General features: G+C 36.7%; 15 protein-coding genes and 1 pseudogene. All 16 read left to right on the top strand.

What is annotated here, in order from left to right; translation table 11 throughout:
• Positions 1 to 17: 17 nt before the first annotated feature.
• The 16 genes and pseudogenes from KZA12_RS05710 to KZA12_RS05640 all read left to right on the top strand — a co-directional run bounded on the left by KZA12_RS05710 (position 18) and on the right by KZA12_RS05640 (position 18,818).
• The gene (locus KZA12_RS05710; RefSeq protein WP_218689537.1) at positions 18 to 2,222 is read left to right on the top strand and encodes a polysaccharide biosynthesis tyrosine autokinase; all 2,205 of its coding nucleotides are present in this window, start codon (positions 18 to 20) and stop codon (positions 2,220 to 2,222) included.
• Between the two features lie 77 nt (positions 2,223 to 2,299).
• Complete coding sequence (locus KZA12_RS05705; RefSeq protein WP_218689536.1) at positions 2,300 to 4,297, top strand: nucleoside-diphosphate sugar epimerase/dehydratase; 1,998 nt, start codon at positions 2,300 to 2,302, stop codon at positions 4,295 to 4,297.
• 167 nt (positions 4,298 to 4,464) lie between these two features.
• The gene (locus KZA12_RS05700; RefSeq protein ID WP_218689535.1) at positions 4,465 to 6,018 is read left to right on the top strand and encodes a hypothetical protein; all 1,554 of its coding nucleotides are present in this window, start codon (positions 4,465 to 4,467) and stop codon (positions 6,016 to 6,018) included.
• A 126-nt stretch (positions 6,019 to 6,144) separates the two neighbouring features.
• Complete coding sequence (locus KZA12_RS05695; RefSeq protein ID WP_218689534.1) at positions 6,145 to 7,023, top strand: glycosyltransferase family 2 protein; 879 nt, start codon at positions 6,145 to 6,147, stop codon at positions 7,021 to 7,023.
• A complete protein-coding gene (locus KZA12_RS05690; RefSeq protein ID WP_218689533.1) occupies positions 7,020 to 8,270 on the top strand; it encodes an O-antigen polymerase in 1,251 nt (416 codons plus the stop codon). The genes KZA12_RS05695 and KZA12_RS05690 overlap by 4 nt, the downstream gene beginning before the upstream one ends.
• The gene (locus KZA12_RS05685; RefSeq protein WP_218689532.1) at positions 8,267 to 9,340 is read left to right on the top strand and encodes a glycosyltransferase family 4 protein; all 1,074 of its coding nucleotides are present in this window, start codon (positions 8,267 to 8,269) and stop codon (positions 9,338 to 9,340) included. Before KZA12_RS05690 ends, KZA12_RS05685 begins: the two co-directional genes overlap by 4 nt.
• Before the next feature lie 40 nt (positions 9,341 to 9,380).
• Complete coding sequence (locus KZA12_RS05680; RefSeq protein WP_218689531.1) at positions 9,381 to 10,454, top strand: glycosyltransferase; 1,074 nt, start codon at positions 9,381 to 9,383, stop codon at positions 10,452 to 10,454.
• Positions 10,444 to 11,586: a glycosyltransferase family 4 protein gene (locus tag KZA12_RS05675; RefSeq protein ID WP_218689530.1), complete on the top strand. Its 1,143-nt coding sequence runs from the start codon at positions 10,444 to 10,446 to the stop codon at positions 11,584 to 11,586. Before KZA12_RS05680 ends, KZA12_RS05675 begins: the two co-directional genes overlap by 11 nt.
• Before the next feature lie 9 nt (positions 11,587 to 11,595).
• Positions 11,596 to 12,183: pseudogene (locus tag KZA12_RS14845) on the top strand (sugar transferase); the annotation flags it as partial.
• Positions 12,163 to 12,813: an acetyltransferase gene (locus tag KZA12_RS14840; protein ID WP_256932849.1), complete on the top strand. Its 651-nt coding sequence runs from the start codon at positions 12,163 to 12,165 to the stop codon at positions 12,811 to 12,813. The pseudogene KZA12_RS14845 and the gene KZA12_RS14840, both read left to right, overlap by 21 nt.
• 7 nt (positions 12,814 to 12,820) lie before the next feature.
• A complete protein-coding gene (locus KZA12_RS05665) occupies positions 12,821 to 13,039 on the top strand; it encodes an acyl carrier protein (protein ID WP_218689528.1) in 219 nt (72 codons plus the stop codon).
• Positions 13,040 to 13,079: 40 nt separating this feature from the next.
• Positions 13,080 to 14,078 carry a ketoacyl-ACP synthase III gene (locus KZA12_RS05660; protein WP_218689527.1) on the top strand — a complete coding sequence of 333 codons (999 nt, stop codon included), beginning with the start codon at positions 13,080 to 13,082 and terminating at the stop codon, positions 14,076 to 14,078.
• A gap of 4 nt (positions 14,079 to 14,082) precedes the next feature.
• The gene (locus KZA12_RS05655; RefSeq protein WP_218689526.1) at positions 14,083 to 14,838 is read left to right on the top strand and encodes an SDR family NAD(P)-dependent oxidoreductase; all 756 of its coding nucleotides are present in this window, start codon (positions 14,083 to 14,085) and stop codon (positions 14,836 to 14,838) included.
• A 9-nt stretch (positions 14,839 to 14,847) separates the two neighbouring features.
• Positions 14,848 to 15,861 carry a 3-oxoacyl-ACP synthase III family protein gene (locus KZA12_RS05650; protein ID WP_218689525.1) on the top strand — a complete coding sequence of 338 codons (1,014 nt, stop codon included), beginning with the start codon at positions 14,848 to 14,850 and terminating at the stop codon, positions 15,859 to 15,861.
• A gap of 155 nt (positions 15,862 to 16,016) precedes the next feature.
• Positions 16,017 to 17,225 carry a DegT/DnrJ/EryC1/StrS aminotransferase family protein gene (locus KZA12_RS05645; RefSeq protein ID WP_218689524.1) on the top strand — a complete coding sequence of 403 codons (1,209 nt, stop codon included), beginning with the start codon at positions 16,017 to 16,019 and terminating at the stop codon, positions 17,223 to 17,225.
• Between the two features lie 141 nt (positions 17,226 to 17,366).
• Entirely contained in the window at positions 17,367 to 18,818 is a 1,452-nt protein-coding gene (locus KZA12_RS05640) for a capsule assembly Wzi family protein (RefSeq protein WP_218689523.1), read from the top strand.
• Positions 18,819 to 18,936: the final 118 nt, after the last annotated feature.

Below are 18,936 nucleotides of genomic sequence, written 5' to 3'. Positions count from 1 at the left end.
GTGATGAATATACAGTTATGAATACAGATTCAAAAAGCCTATCAAAGCCCATTGAGCAAAAAGATGAAGATGAAATCGATCTATTAGCTTTGCTATTCGCATTGTTGCGTGGCTGGAAAACTATCTTGTTTTTTGCCTTGATTGGCTTACTTATAGGGGTGCTTTATAGCCGATATGTTAATCCCACTTTTAAATCAGATGCTCTTATTCAGATTGACGATAAGTCGGGAGGTCTTCCTGCCCTTGGAGAAAATATTTCTGAGCTCTTAGGATCACAGGATAGTAAGGCACAGACAGAAGCAGAGCTAGTCAGGTCACGTATGATCTTAGAGCCAGTAGTCAATCTGTTAAATCTACGTATTAGTCTTAGCGATCCACAAATAAGCTATGTAGATAGGATTAAGAATAACCGTACAGATACCCAAATTAATTCTCCCGAAGCAGTAACACTTAGAACGGCAGATGGTCAAGCAGCAATTAGCCAGTTTAATGTCTCACAAGGCTATTTGAACCAAGATTTTACTCTAACTAGGACTGACTCAGGGTTTTTACTGAGTAACGGTTTTGATGATTTTAAAGGACAGCTTAATCAGCCTGAGAAGTTCAAAGGGGTAGATGGTCAACTTCAGATTACCGTAACAGATTTGCCTAGCAATTCGCATCCTGTGACTATTACCAAGAAGTCGCTACAAGCCACTACTAATGAGATAAACCAGGCTTTATCAGTGGTAGAAAAAGGCAAGCAAACAGGTATCATTGAGCTGTCAATGACTGGGCCAAATCAAGAACAAGCCAGTTTGATTTTAAAAGAGATAGTCCTCTCCTACATAGGTCAAAACCAGTCACGCGGCTCTGAAGACACTACCAAGACTATTACCTTTATGGAAACTCAAATTCCAGTACTTAAAAAGAAACTCGAGGATTCTGAAGCCGTCTTTAATGAGTTTCGTAAAAAGTACGGTACTATTGACGTTGCTAAAGAAGCCGAACTATTACTAACAGAGAACTCACAAATTGACTTGCAGCTTAATGAGCTAAAGCTTAAAAAAGCGGATCTAACTACTTATTATACTGAAGAGCATCCACTAGTCATTCAGATCAATGAGCAATTGCAAGTACTTAATAGCAGAAAGCAAGAGATTGATACTACTATTGGCGGTTTACCAGAGCTACAGCGAGAATTTTTAAAGTTATCACAAGATACCGAGATAAACAGAGAAATTTACTTAACTCTGCTGAAAAACTATCAGCAATTACAGATTGCTAAAGCTGGGCAAACGGGTTTTGCACGTATTATCGATTTGCCTATTAGCACCTTTAAAGCTATTGCTCCTAAGAAAGCACTGATATGGATGTTAGGGCTCATAGTCGGATTGATGTTAGGCACAATGCTAGTATTATTGAAAAACTTATTAAAAAATGTAGTGAAGGATCCTGAGCGTCTTGAAGCTAAGACTGGTATACCAGTTATTGCCACTATTCCACGCTCGCCATTATTGACTAGACTCGGCAAGAGCAAGAAGTCACAAAATAGATTATTGGCTTATGCTGATAGCAATAGTTTAAGTTATGAGGCGATAAAGAGCCTTAGAACCAACCTTATGTTTGGTATGCCTATCACTAGCGACAGCGCTCAACGTGCCAAGGTCATCCTGATTACTGGCGAGAGTCCAGGGGTCGGTAAGTCATTTATATCTTCTAATCTATCTGAGGTATTCGCCCAGCTCAATAAGAAGGTATTAATAATTGATGCTGATATGCGTTTAGGTGAGCTGCATAAGATGTTCAATATGACTCAAGACAATGGTTTGGGAGACTACCTAGCACACGATGCTGCTATCACTACGGTAGTTCATCCTACTATTATGGATAATGTTGATTTCATGCCTAGAGGGCAACATCCTCATAACCCAGCATCACTACTGTCAGGGGATAAGTTCACTACTATGATGACTGAGCTAAATGCTCATTATGATTATATTATACTAGACTCCCCACCGATATTAGCCGCTTCTGATGCCATCATTATGTCACAATATGCTGATAAGGTATTGATGGTCACCCGTTATGATAAGTCAATCGAAGGCCAAGTGGTTTATGCTATCAAGCAGATGCATAAAGCTAATGTTCAAGTAGATGGCATTATCCTTAATGATGTGCAACAAGGACTCTTGAGTAAGTATAGTTATCACTACAGCTATGCTTATGGTAACAATAACTAACTGCTGTTTTTGCGGGCTATAGCTATAGCCTTGCTTTATAATTGATATCTAGAGTTTCAATAAAATGGTTGGCTGTTATGTCGAAAAAATCAGAACATCTTAGTAGTCAATACAGTGCTGAACCTAGCAACTGGTCACAATGGATTGCTGGGTCTCTACTAGCGTTACCGCGCAGTGCTAAACGCACTATCTTATTAATCGCTGACTTTGTGATGTCGGCAGCTTGCTTATACTTGGCGATAGCAGCTCGCTATGGCTATATGGGCAATCATATTAGCCCATTACGGCTAGTATTGTATGCTTTGATTCCAGTAGTAGGCTTATACGCCATTGGCTTTTATAAAGGGGTAGCACGTAGCTTCTTCGATGCGATGATGGGCCGGGTGCTACAGCTATTCTTTGTATTGATCATAGTGGCGCAAGCTATACTTTATTTGAAGTTGTTACCCGATGTTCCTCGTGCGGTGCCTATTCTATATCTATTTTTATTGTTTATTTGGTTATGGAATAGTCGTTTGACTATTAGGGAGCTATTAGCACGTTGGCAAGGTCAGCGCCAGCAGCGCGGTGATGCTAATGAATATGACAGCGTGCTTATTTATGGTGCTGGGGAAGCGGGAAAAGAGCTACTAGAAGGCCTTAAGAACTCTCATAAGTATAATGTCGTGGCTTTTGTAGATGATGACCCTCAGCTAACTGGCGCTTATATAATGGGTAAGCGTATCTATAGCGCCCAGCAACTAGTAGAGCTAGTGGCAAAACTAGATATTGCCCAAATATTCTTAGCGATGCCTTCTATAAATCGGGCTCATAAAAGAGAGATTATTGATAAGCTCTCTGGTATCTCTGTCAAGATCAAAGAGCTGCCAAGTTTAGAAGAAATAGCTGATGAAAAAGTTACCGTTAGTAGTATGCGCAAAGTCGATATCTTGGATGTATTAGATCGTCAAACCGTTGAGCCGGTTGCTAGCCTATTGCAAATGAATATTAAAGATAAATGCGTACTAGTTACTGGTGCTGGTGGCTCGATAGGTAGCGAGCTGTGTAGGCAGATCATGAAGAATAATCCTAAAGTGTTAGTGCTCTATGAGCTATCAGAGTTCGCTCTCTACAGTATCCATCAAGATCTATTAGCTAAACAAGCCAGTAAGGTTGGATATGCTGATATTGAGGTAGTGGCTATCATTGGTAATGTGACCAACCAAGATAAGCTATTACAAATATTCAAGCGCTATCATATTCAGACGGTCTATCATGCCGCAGCTTATAAGCATGTACCTATCGTCGAGCATAACCCATTTGAAGGAGCGATAAACAATAGCAAAGGTACTTATCATTGTGCCCGAGCTGCTATTGAGGCTCATGTTGAGACTTTTGTACTGATTTCGACTGACAAAGCTGTAAGGCCTACTAACGTTATGGGTGCTACCAAGCGTCTAGCAGAGCTCGCTTGCCAAGGCTTAAGTCAGGATAGCAATAATCAACACACTTGTATCAGTATGGTGCGCTTCGGTAATGTCCTTGGATCTTCAGGGTCAGTAGTGCCAGTATTTACTAAGCAGATCGAAAAAGGTCAGCCGATTACTGTGACCCATCCTGATGTTACCCGTTACTTTATGACCATACCTGAGGCTGCGAATTTAGTCATTCAAGCCGGTGCGATGGCTAAAGGGGGTGAGGTATTCGTATTGGACATGGGTGCACCAGTGAAGATTATCGATCTGGCCCATCGCATGATCCAGTTAAGTGGCTTTGAAGTGAAGGACGAAAAGAATCCAGATGGGGAAATCGAGGTAGTATTTACTGGTCTGCGACCTGGTGAAAAGCTTTATGAAGAGCTAATCATCGGTGAAGACAACGTTGAAAATACTAGTCATCCACTGATTATGCAGGCTATGGAGTCTAGCTTTCCATTGTTAGATATAGAAGAAATCTTGAGTGAACTGCAGCATAGAGCACAATTATATGATGTTGAATGGCTTAAAAAACAATTTAAGCATTTTGTTACTGGTTATCAGGAAGGAAGTAATGACACGAGCATAAATAAAATAATTAGTATTTATGATATTAAATAGGTAGGTCAATATCTTTCTATAAATAGTTAATATTGTATACATGAAGCGATAATAATTACGAAGATAATAGATATTAACAAAACAATGAATGTATAGCAGCCAAAGCTATATTTATTATCAAATAATGATATGAATTAGAATGCAATATTAAACATCAGGATATACTATTGGAAAAAAAATTATCTTCTTCGAATAAACTCATAGCGAAAAATGCATTATTTCTCTATTTTAGACTTCTATTTACATTATCAATTGGATTGTACGCTTCTAGACTAATTTTAAATATTCTAGGAGTAGTTGATTATGGTATATATAATGTTGTAGGAGGAGTTGTAGCATTATTTGCTTTTTTACAAGCATCTTTAAGTGGCGCTACTACACGATTTTTAAACATACATATGTTAAATGGTATTGAACAGTTAAAGATAGTCTTTAATACTGCTCTGATCATGCATTTTATACTAGCAATAGTAATACTTATTTTTTCAGAAACACTAGGACTTTGGCTCGTAGTTAATAAGTTATCTATTCCTGAAAATAGAATGACAGTATCTATAATTGTGTATCAACTTTCAGTTGTCTCAGTTATTGTATCGATTCTTCAAATTCCATACGATGCAGCTATCATTGCTAATGAAAAAATGAATATTTATGCATCTTTTTCTATCCTAAAGGCTATATTCAATCTAATTCTCATATTTTTTGTTAGATATTTACCTTACGATAAGCTTTTTGTTTATGCAATATTAATTCTAATTGTATCTATAATAGTTCTTATTTTAGTTCAATTATATTGTAGAAATTTTTTTTTAGAAACTAAGTTTGCATTCTTATTTGATAGAAAAATATTTAAGGATATGACATCATTTTTTGGGTGGGACTTATATGGTAATATGAGTGTGGTTTTAAAGATACAAGGGGTGAACATTATACAAAATATTTTTTTTGGACCTGTTATTAATGCTTCTGTAGCTATAGTGAGCCAAGCTCAAAGTGGATTATCAACATTAGGTAGTAATCTTGCGTTAGCTGCAACACCCCAAATGATACAGTGCTACTCTAAAAATGATATAAATAGAATGTTTCTTCTTCTAAGTCAAGGAACTAGGTTAGCATTTTATTTAGTATTAATAGTATCATTGCCTTTAGTTTTCTATCCGAAATACATACTAGGGTTATGGTTAGGGACAGTTCCATATTATGCAGATAGTTTTTTATCTTTATCATTACTTAGCTCAATAATTAGCATATCATTTTTGTTATTAAATCCTATTATCCATGCTACTGGAAAAATGTTTAGAATAAGCTTTATTACTGGAAGTATTTATCTTGTATCTTTGCCTCTAACTTATATGTTGTTTAAATACGGTTTTAGTCCTATGGCTCCATACTATTTAAATTTTGTAATAGTAATACTAGCTGGAATAACAAACTTGTATATTGTTCAAAAATATATACCTCAGTTTAAAGTATCGATATTTTTTAGAAAAGTATTATTCAGAATGTATATGGTCTTTTTTTGCTCTTCTTTGGCCGCATATGTAATATCAAATAATTTTAAACTATATCCTATTTTTTCGATGCTAATTATAGTGTTTTTTATATTTATACTTATTTTATCGATTGGAATAAATAAAACTGAAAGGAAATATCTTTTAAATCTTATTCGAACTTTTATTAGAAGTAACGAACTATTCAAAAAAATAAAAAATAAAAAATAAAAAGTAAATAAGACTAATATATTTGTTAAAATAAGAGTTGTGATTTAACGAAGATAAGGTATATATATAAGAAATTAAATAGTTAAAACCTTAAACATCAACATTCATAGTCTAAGTTGAGAAAATATGTTTTCAATTGTTATTCCGCTGTATAACAAAGAACTGAGTATAACAAACACTATTAATTCGGTTCTTAGACAGACTTACCAAAAATTTGAGATCATTATCGTAAACGATGGATCTACAGATGCTAGTGTAAAAGCTGTTGAAAGTATTAAAGATGATAGAATTATTTTAATACACAAGCATAATGAGGGAGTATCATCTGCACGGAATTCAGGAATATATGAAGCAAGATATGAATGGATTGCATTGTTAGATGGAGATGACTTATGGGAACCTAATCACCTTGAAGAAATAATAAAAATGATGAAAATATTTCCTAAGCATAGTGTTTATGCAACATCATTTAAATGTTCTGACAAAAGAAAGATGTTCAAACATATCCGCAAAAATAGCATATTTGAAATACAAAATTATTATGTAGAAGCACTATCTGAATATATTATGTGGACAAGTATAGTAGTGATTAAGAAAGAGTGCTTGAGTATAGTAGGTGGTTTTAATCCCAAACTCAAAATTGGCGAGGATGTGGATTTGTGGGCTAGACTAGCAAAGGAATATGTTATTATAAAGAGTGCAACTGTAACTGCTATATATCGAGTTGATGCTGAAAACAGAACTAGCCTAAGTAAAAATATTGAAAATTTACATGTTTATTACTATAATCTTAGTGATTATAAGAATTTAGATGAATATTATTACTATAAAAAACTAATATTACATCATCTTGTTTCTTACTTTTTTGCTAAAGATTATATCAACTTCAATAGAATAAAGAATCGACATCCTGAAATTAGTTATAATGATTTTTTTATTTACTTACTAACATATTTAACTCCTCATGTAATTAATAAATTAAAATTTTTTAAGCAAACAAAATGATAAAAAATCTTATTATTATAATTCTAATGTTCTCAACACTTTTTCCTATAAGCTTTTCTTTTCTTCCAAGTGTAATTTCAACTAGGTTTATAGCTGCTATATTAGGAAGTTTTATCTTATTTTTATCAATAATGCGTAGAAGAAAAATAAGACAGGGTAAGATGTTAACAGTTTTTATGTTAACAATATTAGTTTCAGTTTGGTCGTTTTTATGCACTTTGATCTTCAACTTAGCAGGTGACTATACGTATGTAAAATTACCAGTGACAATTTTTATAATTTATTTATCTAGCTACCTGTGCTTGTCAGCAATAAAATCTTTTCATGGTAAGGTCGACTTTAATTTAGTAACTAAATATTTTATATATACCATAGTTTTTCAATCAATTATAGTTATAGCTCAATTCTCTAGTCCAGAAATAGCAGGATTTCTTATAAAAATTCAAAGACTTACGGAAGAGCAAGCTGGTATAGCAAATTATCATTTGGAGGATGGTTCGAGATTCATAGGATTTGGTTTATTATTTTATACTGCGAGCTTCTTCTATGGCACCGCACTTGTTCTTATTGCTTTCCAGTTAAAATACAATGGTTACAACAGAAAAGAATTAATTGTTTCCTCTCTGTTATACTTATTTATATTTTTCGTAGGTATGGGCTTGTCTAGAACTACTGTAGTTGGCTTTATAACGTCTATGCTTTTAATTATTTTTCCTATAAATAATTTCTCGATACTCTTAAAATTAGTATTTAAATTTATTATTTATATATTTCTTATTGTTTTATCTGTATTTACAGTTTTAAAACTATTTCCAAATCTTTTTAGAGGTCTAGATAATTTAATCGGGAATGCTTTTGATTTTTTTATAAGTTACATTAATACTGGTAGTGTAAGTTCAGAGTCTGCTTCTGGTACTTTAGACTTTTTAGTTTTCCCAGAGCAAGCTAGTACTTATATAGTGGGGACCGGACTATATGAAATGTACTCCTCTATAGGAGACTTTAACTATTCGGATATTGGTTATCTTAGACTAATATATTACTTCGGATTTCCAGGGTTAGTTCTATTTTTCTTAGTCGAGATTAAAATCTTAAATTTAGCCTTTAAGAGAAAAAAGTTATTACCTATTTATTATTCTATGTTAGTAATACTGTTAGTCACAAATTTCAAAGGTTTAACAACTTTAGCTGTTATTGCTATGATGTTTGCATTAATACCAAACGATAGAATAGAGGAAAGTAAATGAATATAGCTTTTTTTATACCTAGCCTATCTAATAGGGGTGGAGTTGAGATTTCAACTATAAATATCATTAATTCTCTTGCTAGTAACTGTCAGATTAATTTGAGTCTTATCGTGTTTGATGATAGTTACTTCGTAGCTAATTTAGACCCTAATATAAATGTTGTTTCACTAAATATTAATAATTATAAAAAGCAGTATCTGACAGTATTGATAAGGCTGAGACTCTCCATTATAAAATACGATGTAGAGATTCTTATAACTGTTGAATCAATGTCCTATTTATTTAGTTTTTTTCCATTAATGGCTTTAAGGAATCGTCCGAAAGTCGTCGTCTGGGAACACTTTAATTATAGAAATGATAATGGTAGAAAATCAAGAAGATTTTTGAGAATTTTAGCGGCTAAAACAGCAGATCTTATTATATTGCTGACTGAAAGAGACGTCGAAGAATGGAAAAAAAATATTAGGTATAAGGCAAAAATAACTTATATATATAATATTTCTACTTTTAATGCAGTTAATTATAATTATAATATGAATTCGAAAACTATTATTGCGATTGGTAGGTTTACTCAGGTTAAGGGTTTTGATAGGTTAATTGCAATTTGGAAGATATTTCAGGATAAGTATGATTCTTTGGACTGGGAACTCCATATCATTGGTTATGGAGAGGATAAAGAACACCTTTATAATATAATTAAAAAATCTGAAGCTAAAAATATAGATATTATTAGTAGTGAGAAGGTAGAACTTAACTATGCAGATGCTAGCTTTTATTGTATGACTTCGTATTTCGAAGGTTTACCTATGGTTTTGATTGAAGCACAAAGTTTTGCACTACCATGTATTGCTTTTGATATATTTACAGGTCCATCCGAAATATTAGATGACTCTACAGGAATATTAGTAGAAGATAAAAACTTAGAAGCTTATGCCGATGCGATCTATCAACTTATATCCAATAATGAGTTGAGAGAAAAAATGAGTCTTAATGCATATAACGCTAAAGATAGATATTCAAAGCAGGTTATAGCAGAAAGGTGGTTCCAAGAATTAAAAAGTATGATGTAATATAGTAAATAAATAATGATTTTTGAAGGCTTATTTTAAGATGAATGTACTATATGTTATAACGGGACTAGGGCTAGGCGGTGCAGAGAAAGTTGTCTCTGACCTTGCTGACCAAATGGTCGTATTAGGGAATAATGTAAAAATTGCTTATTTAACAGGTGATATATTAGTTAGACCCATCTCTCAAGACGTAGAACTTGTTGCTTTAAATCTAAATTCAGTAAAAAATTTATTACTAGCATCAAAAAAATATCGAAAACTGGTTAAAAGCTTTCGTCCTGATGTAGTTCATGCGCATATGGTACATGCTAATATATTTACTCGAATAAATCGTATTGCTTGTTCTGTTCCTAAATTAATTTGTACCGCTCACAGCTCTAATGAAGGTGGCAAAGCTCGCATGATAGCTTATCGGCTTACTAACCGTTTATCAGATGTTAATACTAATGTCAGTCAAGAAGCAACGGCTACCTTTATAGCTAAAGGTGCATTTGCTCCAAATAGCCTTTTAACTGTATATAATGGGATTGACCTTAATAAGTTTGGAAAAACCTCTATTAGAGTTGGTTTAAGTAAAGATGTTGTAAATATTGTTACAGTTGGTAGGTTCAGCGACGCTAAAGACTATCCAAACTTAATTAATGCATTTGCATTACTTAAAAAAAATATACCTATAGCTATGACTACTAATCTGACTATTGTAGGTGATGGTGAGCTTAGATATCAAATTGAAGCTTTGATTAAAGAACTAAAGTTAGATAACGATGTTATATTGCTGGGTAGACGTTCAGATATTCCACAACTATTGAGTCAGGCTGATATATTTGTATTAGCTTCCAAGTTTGAAGGCTTTGGTTTAGTTATTGCTGAAGCTATGGCTTGTGAATGCTATGTAGTAGCAACAGATTGTGGTGGTGTAGCTGAAGTAATGGGAGGTACAGGAAAACTGGTTCCTATCAACAATAGCAATGCTTTGGCAAATGCATTGAAAGAAGCAATTGAATTAAATGTAGATGATAGAATAGACAACAATAAAAAAGCAAGAGAAAGAGTTGAGCAGCTTTTTTCTTTAGAAACATCTGTACAGAAATGGCTGCATATATATGAAATCTAATAAGAAAGTCATTCTAATAGGTACCGTTGCTTCAAGCTTTTATGGTTTTCGCTCTGATCTAATTAAATCTTTGTTGGAACAGCAGCATATAGTGTATGCATTTACCTCTGAGTCTAGTCCTGACGATATTAAAAGGATAGAAGCATTAGGTGCTATACCTATTACCTATGAGTTAAACCGTGGTGGGCTAAACCCATTAGCAGATATAAAAGGTACTCATGGCTTAGCAAAAAAGATAAAACAGATAGCACCAGACTTAGTTTTTTCTTATTTCACTAAGCCAGTGATTTACGGAACTTTGGCGGCAAGAATAGCTAAAGTTCCACGTGTCATAGGAATGCTAGAAGGACTAGGTTATACCTTCACCGACCAGCCTGAAGGGATAACTAAGAAAACAAAATTGATCAAAAGTATTCAAGTGTCATTGTATAAATTAGCTTTACCTAAGTTGGATAAGATTATATTTTTGAATCCCGATGATCCTAAAGATTTGTTAGAAAGATATAATATACAAGTGAAGCAAGTTGAAGTATTAGGTGGTATTGGCTTGAATTTAGAGCATTATCCTTATCAACCTATAGTAAATAATGAAGCACCATTGAACTTTTTGTTCATTGGTCGTTTGCTAAAAGAAAAAGGGATTCACGAGTTTGTTTCAGCTGCCAAGATAGTAAAGGAAAAATATCCTGAAACTACATTTACTGTGTTGGGTAGTATTGATACGTCTAACTTAGGAGCATTGAAACAGTCAGAGCTTGATGACTTAATCTCATCTCGAGTAGTGAACTATCCTGGTCACGTGGATAATGTTAAAGACTGGATTGCTAGTACAGACGTATTTGTATTGCCCTCTTATCGTGAAGGTGTACCGCGCAGTACGCAAGAAGCAATGGCTATAGGAAGAGCAGTTATCACTACTGATGTACCAGGCTGCCGTGAGACTGTAGTTGATGGGGTTAATGGTTTCTTAGTAGAGAGATGGAATCCACAAGCGTTGGCAGAAAAAATGATTTATTTTATAGAAAACCCTGGACAAGTGGCAAAGATGGGCCATGAGAGTTATAAAATAGCGCAAGAGAAATTCGATGCTGATAAAGTAAATAAACGACTAATAAATATATTAGGGCTATAAGGAATAGCAATGATAAAACGCCTCTTTGATATAACCGCTGCTACAGCTGCTCTAGTAGTACTATCTCCGGTATACGCCATTACCGCCTATAAAGTGAATAAAAATCTTGGCTCACCTGTTCTATTCCGTCAGACTCGTCCGGGCAAGCATGGCGTTCCATTTGAAATGATCAAATTTCGATCCATGAAGGATGCTATAGATACAGATGGTAATCCGTTACCAGATAGTGAGCGCCTAACCCCATTTGGGCAAGCATTACGCAATACTAGTCTTGATGAGCTACCAGAGCTATGGAACGTAGTGAAAGGGGATATGAGCTTAGTCGGTCCTCGTCCGTTATTAATGGAGTATTTACCCTTATATAGCGAAGAACAAAACCGCCGTCATCAGGTTCGTCCTGGTATTACTGGCTATGCACAAGTCAATGGCCGCAACGCTATTGGTTGGGATAAGAAGTTTGAGTTAGATACTTGGTATGTAGATAATCAATCATTATGGTTAGACATCAAAATACTGTTCAAGACTGTAAAAAAAGTATTAGTAAAAGACGATATTAGTGCGGATGGTGAAGCCACTATGTCTGCATTTTCTGGTAATGGGAACTTGTATATCTTAGGTGCAGGTGGTTTTGCTCGAGAAATATATAGTTATTTAGCTGACAATAATTTCGTTCATAATCATTTAAAGTTAGAAGGTTTTCTAGACGATAATTTAAACGCATTAGATGATTTTGATCTATCTCACAAAATAATGGGTAGTTTAAAGAATGCAGATTTAAAGGCTACAGATCGCTTAATTATCGCAGTAGCCGACCCTACGATTAAAGAGCAAGTTTTCGATTTTTATGATAAAAACAACGGTACTATTATTACTTATATACACCCTTCAGCCATTATTGGACGCGACGTAAGTGTTGGTGAAGGTACTGTTTTCGCACCGCACTCAATGGCTACAACTAATATAACTTTGGGGTACGGTTGTACAATTAATGCGTTTTCTAGTATTGGGCATGATGCCGTTCTAGGTGATTTTTGTACATTGAGTGGGCATTGTGATGTCACTGGCAATGTTAAGCTAGCTGATAAAGTTTTTATGGGTAGCCATGCGTCAATTATTCCTAGTGTTCAAGTTGGCGCTGGTGCTATTATAGGTGCGGGTAGCTTGGTAATTCGTAAAGTTAAAGAGAATACAACAGTATTTGGCAATCCTGCCAAAAAAATAATGTGAGGTTAAAATGTCTAAAGAAACTAAATTACTTGAAATTGTTGCTGAGATTTTAGAATGTGAACTAGAGGAAGTTTCATTAGAAACAGAGCTCAATGAAGACATTTGGGATTCATTATCTGTTGTGTCATTTATGGCTGAAGCCGATTCAGAGTTTGGTAAGACGCTTTCACCAACTGAAGTGGTTGCAGTGAAAAGTGTTAAAGACTTATTAGATTTAATTCAATAGAATATGCAGAGCGCCTGCTTGCAGGTGCTCAGGAGTTCATATGTTAAATATTAGTGATGTTGATATTGCAGCTATAGCATCAACTGTGCCAGCAGATAAAATTAATAACTTTAGTCTAGCTGAAAGTTTTGGTGAGGCCGAAGTCAAAAAAATAATTAAAAATATTGGTGTCGAAACACGCCGCATAGCTAACGTAACGCAAACAACATCAGATTTTTGTTATGAATCTGCTGTTCGAGTTATTAAAAGTTTGGAATGGGAGCCTGAAAGCATTGGGGCGCTAATTTTCGTCAGTCAAACACCTGATTATCAGCTTCCAGCTACAGCTTGTGTGTTGCAAGCAAAACTAGGTTTAAGTAAAAAAACTATCGCTTTTGATGTGAATTTAGGCTGCTCTGGCTATGTGTACGGGCTATATTTAGCCGCAAGTCTAATCAATTCTGGTGTTGATAGGGTGTTACTACTTGTTGGTGATACTATTAGTAAAATCGTCAATAAAGACGACAGAAGTACAAGTTTGCTATTCGGTGATGCAGGCACAGCAACTGCGTTGCAGAAAAAGACAGGCAAAAGACTAAGCTTTACATTAGGCTCTGATGGTACTGGTTTTGAGCACATCATAGCAAAAGATAAAAGTATACAAGACAATTCTGAACGTGGTATGTCTTCAGCATACTTAGCTATGGATGGGGGTGAGGTTTTTCAGTTTACACTTGCTGCTGTACCTGAAATGCTCAATAGCTTTATGGCTGAGTTAGGTGTTGCAAGTGAGGATATTAATGCATGTATCTATCACCAAGCCAATCGCTTTATGTTGAAGCACCTATCTAAAAAGTCTGGTTTTACTGCAGAGCAAGTACCTTTAAGTATTGTTGAATACGGCAATACAAGCAGTGCGTCTATACCTCTCACGCTATGCAGCCAAAATATTGTCAATACAGATGCTATATTGATGGCAGGTTTTGGGGTTGGTTTGTCTTGGGGTGCTGTTTATGCTGACTTGTCTGAGACTGCTTTATTAGCTGTTGTTGAGGTGTAACATAATGCATAATTTACTTAAAGATAAAGTGGTGCTTATAACAGGTGCATCATCAGGTATCGGTAAGCGAACTGCTATTTTCTTTAGTCAACAAGGCGCTAAAGTTATTGTTACAGGTCGCAATCAAGAGCGCTTGATAGAGACTTTTAATGAATTACAAGGTGACAAGCATTTTTCTCTTTGCGCTAATCTAGACTCGCCAGACGATATTGAGCAGCTTATTAAGTCTATAGTTAGTGAAATGGGGCCTTTGGATGGTGTTGTGCATTGTGCTGGTGTGCAAAAAACTTTGCCAGTGAAAGTATTAAAAGAAACTCATTTTGATGAGATTTTTAATGCTAATGTTAAGAGTGCACAGTTTTTAGCTAAAAGTATCAGTAGAAAAGGGCGTTTCAATCCGCAGGGTCTAAGTTTGATTTTCTTAAGTTCAGTGGCCGCAGTATGTGGTGAGCCAGCTATTTCCACTTATGCCGCTTCTAAGGCAGCGTTACAAGGTCTATCTAAATCTTTGGCGCTTGAGTTAGCAAGACTCAAAATACGGGTTAACTGTATTGCACCTGGGCATGTACAAACGGAAATGGCTAAAGAGTTTAGCCAACAGCTGACTTCTGAACAATATAGGGCTATAGCTGACAAGCACCCATTAGGTTTAGGTACTCCTGAAGATGTTGCCTATGCCGCTGCTTTTTTAACTAGTAGTATGTCGCGCTGGGTTACAGGTACAACATTATATGTGGATGGTGGTTACAGTGCTCATTAAGGAATTAATATGAAAGCTTATATTGCTGCAGTAAGTTCTTACTTACCTGAGAATACATTAACCAATGAAGATTTAGCGCTTGAGTTTCCTAGTTGGAGCGTTGACAAGATTTTTTCAAAAACGGGTATACATACTCGACATATCTGTCATGCAGATCAGACTATATCTGAGATGTCTGTTGCTGCAGCGGAGTCATTAATATCTGAGCATGCAATTGATAAAAGCACGATAGATTATGTATTGCTCTGTACACAGAGTCCTGATTATTTTTTACCTACAACCGCATGTTTGGTTCAATCTGAGCTTGGTTTGTCGACATCCTGCGGCGCTTTAGATTTTAATTTAGGTTGTTCAGGTTATGTGTATGGGTTGAGTCTTGCCAAGGGCTTGATTGAGACTGGGCAGGCTAGCAATATTTTATTGATTACATCTGAAGCATACTCTAAACATATTGCTGCAGGTGATAAGAGCGTGCGTACGCTATTTGGTGATGCTGCGACCGCAACCTTAATCAAAGGTAAAGAATCTAGCCATGACTTAATTGGTCCTTTTGTATTTGGTACTGATGGTAATGGTGGTGATAACTTAATAGTGCCTGATGGCGGTAGTAAAAATCCTATCACTGATGCTTCCTCTGTTTTGACTGAAGATACATCAGGCAATGTAAGAGCATCGAAGAACTTATATATGAACGGTGCTGAAATTCTTCTATTCACAATGAAGACTGTTCCATCTAGTGTTGATACTTTATTAGAAAAAGCTAATTTAAATAAAGATGATATTGATTATGTGATATTTCATCAGGCTAATAAGTTTATGCTCGATAAACTTAGATCTAAGACAGGTTTTTCTGAAGAGCGCTTTTTAACATCCTATGAGCGTTACGGTAATACAGTGTCTTCTACTATTCCTTTAGGTATAAAAAAAGCTATTGCTGAGCAAAAATTTAAAGCCGGGGATCGTATATTATTGGTTGGATTTGGCGTTGGATATTCATGGGCTGGAACAATTATTGAGTGGTAGGCACATTTTAGATACAGCTTAATTATCATTGTGTGCTCAGGTACCACTGTAGTTAAGAGTGTTGGTAATCCTGCCATAGCCCTAACCAAATAGAAATTACTATCTGTACAGCGAAAAACTAAGCCTTCAGATTTTATAATAATAGAGATTATTCTATGCTAAACACTCCATTTTCACCATGGCCTAGCTTCACTCAAGAAGAAGCGGATGCGGTCAGCCAAGTATTACTCTCCAATAAGGTAAATTATTGGACTGGGCAAGAATGCCGCGAGTTTGAAAAAGAATTTGCAGACTGGGCAGACAGCAACTATGCTATCGCTCTAGGTAATGGTACTTTAGCATTAGATGTGGCCTTGCAAGCCTTAGGTATCACAGCTGGTGATGAAGTTGTGGTCACTCCTCGTACCTTTATCGCTAGTATTTCTTCAGTGGTTAATGCTGGTGCTACTCCAGTCTTCGCTGATGTGGAAGCCACTACAGGTAATATCAACGCTGAGACTATAGCTGCCGTTATTACTCCTAAGACTAAAGCTATAGTCTGTGTGCATTTAGCAGGCTGGCCTTGTGATATGGATGCTATTATGGCGCTTGCAGAGCAGCATAATCTGTATGTCATAGAGGACTGCGCCCAAGCCCATGGCACTCGCTATAAAGGGCGTAGCATCGGCAGTATCGGTCATATTAGTGCTTGGAGCTTTTGCCAAGATAAGATTATGACTACGGGCGGTGAAGGCGGTATGGTCACCACCAATGACGAGCAGCTATGGCGCAAGATGTGGGCCTATAAAGATCATGGCAAGAGCTATGCCGCTGTCTATGAGACTGACCATCCCCCAGGCTATCGCTGGCTACATGAGAGCTTCGGTACTAACTGGCGCATGACAGAGATGCAAGCGGTGATTGGCCGTATTCAGCTCACCCGCATGAGCGAGTGGACCGCCAAGCGTACGGCAAATGCCCACGCCATACTGGATGAATGTGATAAATGGCAAGCCAAGGGGTATTTATCTGTCCCTAGATTAGAGCATACGCCAGCTTTTACTGACTCGACTCATGGCTACTATAAGCTCTATGTCTACGTAGAGTCGGACAACTTGCCTGCAGACTGGTCACGCGATCGTATCATCGCTGAGATTAATGCGCTTAAGGTACCTTGCTTCTCAGGGTCGGCCTCTGAGGTCTATTTAGAAAAAGCCTTTGATAATACCGGACTGCGTCCTGAAACTAGGTTGCCTATCGCTAAACAGTTGGGTGAGACTAGCTTGATGTTCTTAGTACATCCAACCTTGACTAGCGCTGAGATTGAGCAGACCGTAGCGGCTATCGATACTGTGTTCACTAATATGAATGCTTCTAGCCAATAATAACTGCTGTATAATAGTGGTATATATTGTTAATAAAAACCTATATTAATAAAAAACCTATCAAATACTGCTGGGTTTTTTAACCCTAGTACTTTGTAAAAATACAGCCATTATTAAACATCGCTATAGAAGCAGACCCTTATGAATAAAAAGTTAGTTACGGTATTAACGGCCGGTGTAGTATCGATAGTTTCTATCTTATCGACAACGGCATCGGGACAAAACCTATATATGAATGATCTGCGGCTAAAGGCTGATATTGACTGGCTCAATAGTCAAGGCGTGACGCAGATTACTACTAGCACTTGGCCATTAACGGCCAATGAAATCAAACGTGGTTTGAGTACGGCTAAGGCGACAACGCCTGCGCAGCAGCAGCTATTACAGTCAGTAGCTACCAAACTTAAGCAAAACCCTAATTCGATAGTCCATGCCGATGTAGGCCTGTATTTACAGGCCAATCGTCAGCAGTTACCACAGACTTTTGCGGATAACCAGTTGGCTGGGCAGCAGATCAGTGGCTCTGTAGGGCTTAGCGAAGACAATCTAGAGTTCAATCTACAAGCCAATCTAAAGAATGACAAGCTCATTGAAGACGGCTCTGATGTTAGCTTTGAAGGCTCTTATGTCGCCGGTAAGCTGGCCAATCAGTGGCTAGTAGCGGGCAAAATTCCAGCATGGTGGGGACCAGGTACTGATGGCAGCCTGATTAGAGGTGATGCTAGTATTCCCGTTACTGGTATTACTATGCAGCGTGATCAGCAAGCAGCGCCAGTCTCGCCGTACTTATCTTGGGTAGGCCCTTGGCAGTATCAGCTGTTCGCCGGTCAGCTGGAGGATTACAACGCTATACCTGATACCAAGTTATTCGGCGCGCGTCTTACCGCTAGTCCTTGGCCTTGGCTAGAGTTAGGAGCTTCGCGTACCTTTATGTGGGGCGGTGAAGGTCGACCACAGAATATTAGATCTTTTACCGATGCCGTTTTAGGTACTAAAGATAATGGTGGTAATGAGAATGGCGATCCTGCTAATCAGCTGGCCGGTTTTGATGCGCGTTTGAGTTTAGCGCCTTTGATTAATGTCCCTGCTGGGATCTATGCGCAGCTAGTAGGCGAAGATGAAGCCGGCGCACTGCCAGCTAAAAATATGTATTTAGCGGGTGTCGACTACGCTTCAGCTGCTTATGGTAAGCCTTATCAGCTCTATGCTGAATATGCCGATACTCGTACTGGCGGTAAAGTACAAGGCATATCTTACGATCATAGTATTTATACTGATGGCTATTATCAACAAGGCTATCCGCTAGGTCATTCATTAGGTGGTGATGCTGAGAGTATTTCAGTCGGTGGTAAACTATGGTTGGATGAGCGTAATTTTATCAATGCAAAATTACAGCATGCTAAAGTAAACCAAGCAGATGAGGGCATTAACCAAGCTTTCCCAACTACCGATAAGTTAACCGCTATTGATGTGTCTTGGGAACATCAGCTACAGCCATTAACGACGATTAGTACTAGACTATGGGCTGTTGATTCAGATACCCAGTCGACTGAGATTGGTGCTGGTATAGGCTTACAGTTAAAGACTTACTAATTTTAAATTTATAGTTATAAGCTCATATCTGTAATTATTAAGTCTATAGTTTTAACATCAGTGGGCTAAATGGTTTTTTATTAAAGATATCTGTACATAAAAAGGGTCTATTGAATTA

The sequence above is a fragment of the Psychrobacter sp. BF1 genome (genome assembly GCF_019279065.1).
GTDB lineage: Bacteria > Pseudomonadota > Gammaproteobacteria > Pseudomonadales > Moraxellaceae > Psychrobacter > Psychrobacter urativorans.
The sequence above is the reverse complement of the archived record's forward strand: the minus strand, read 5'-3'. Positions and strand labels throughout refer to the sequence as shown.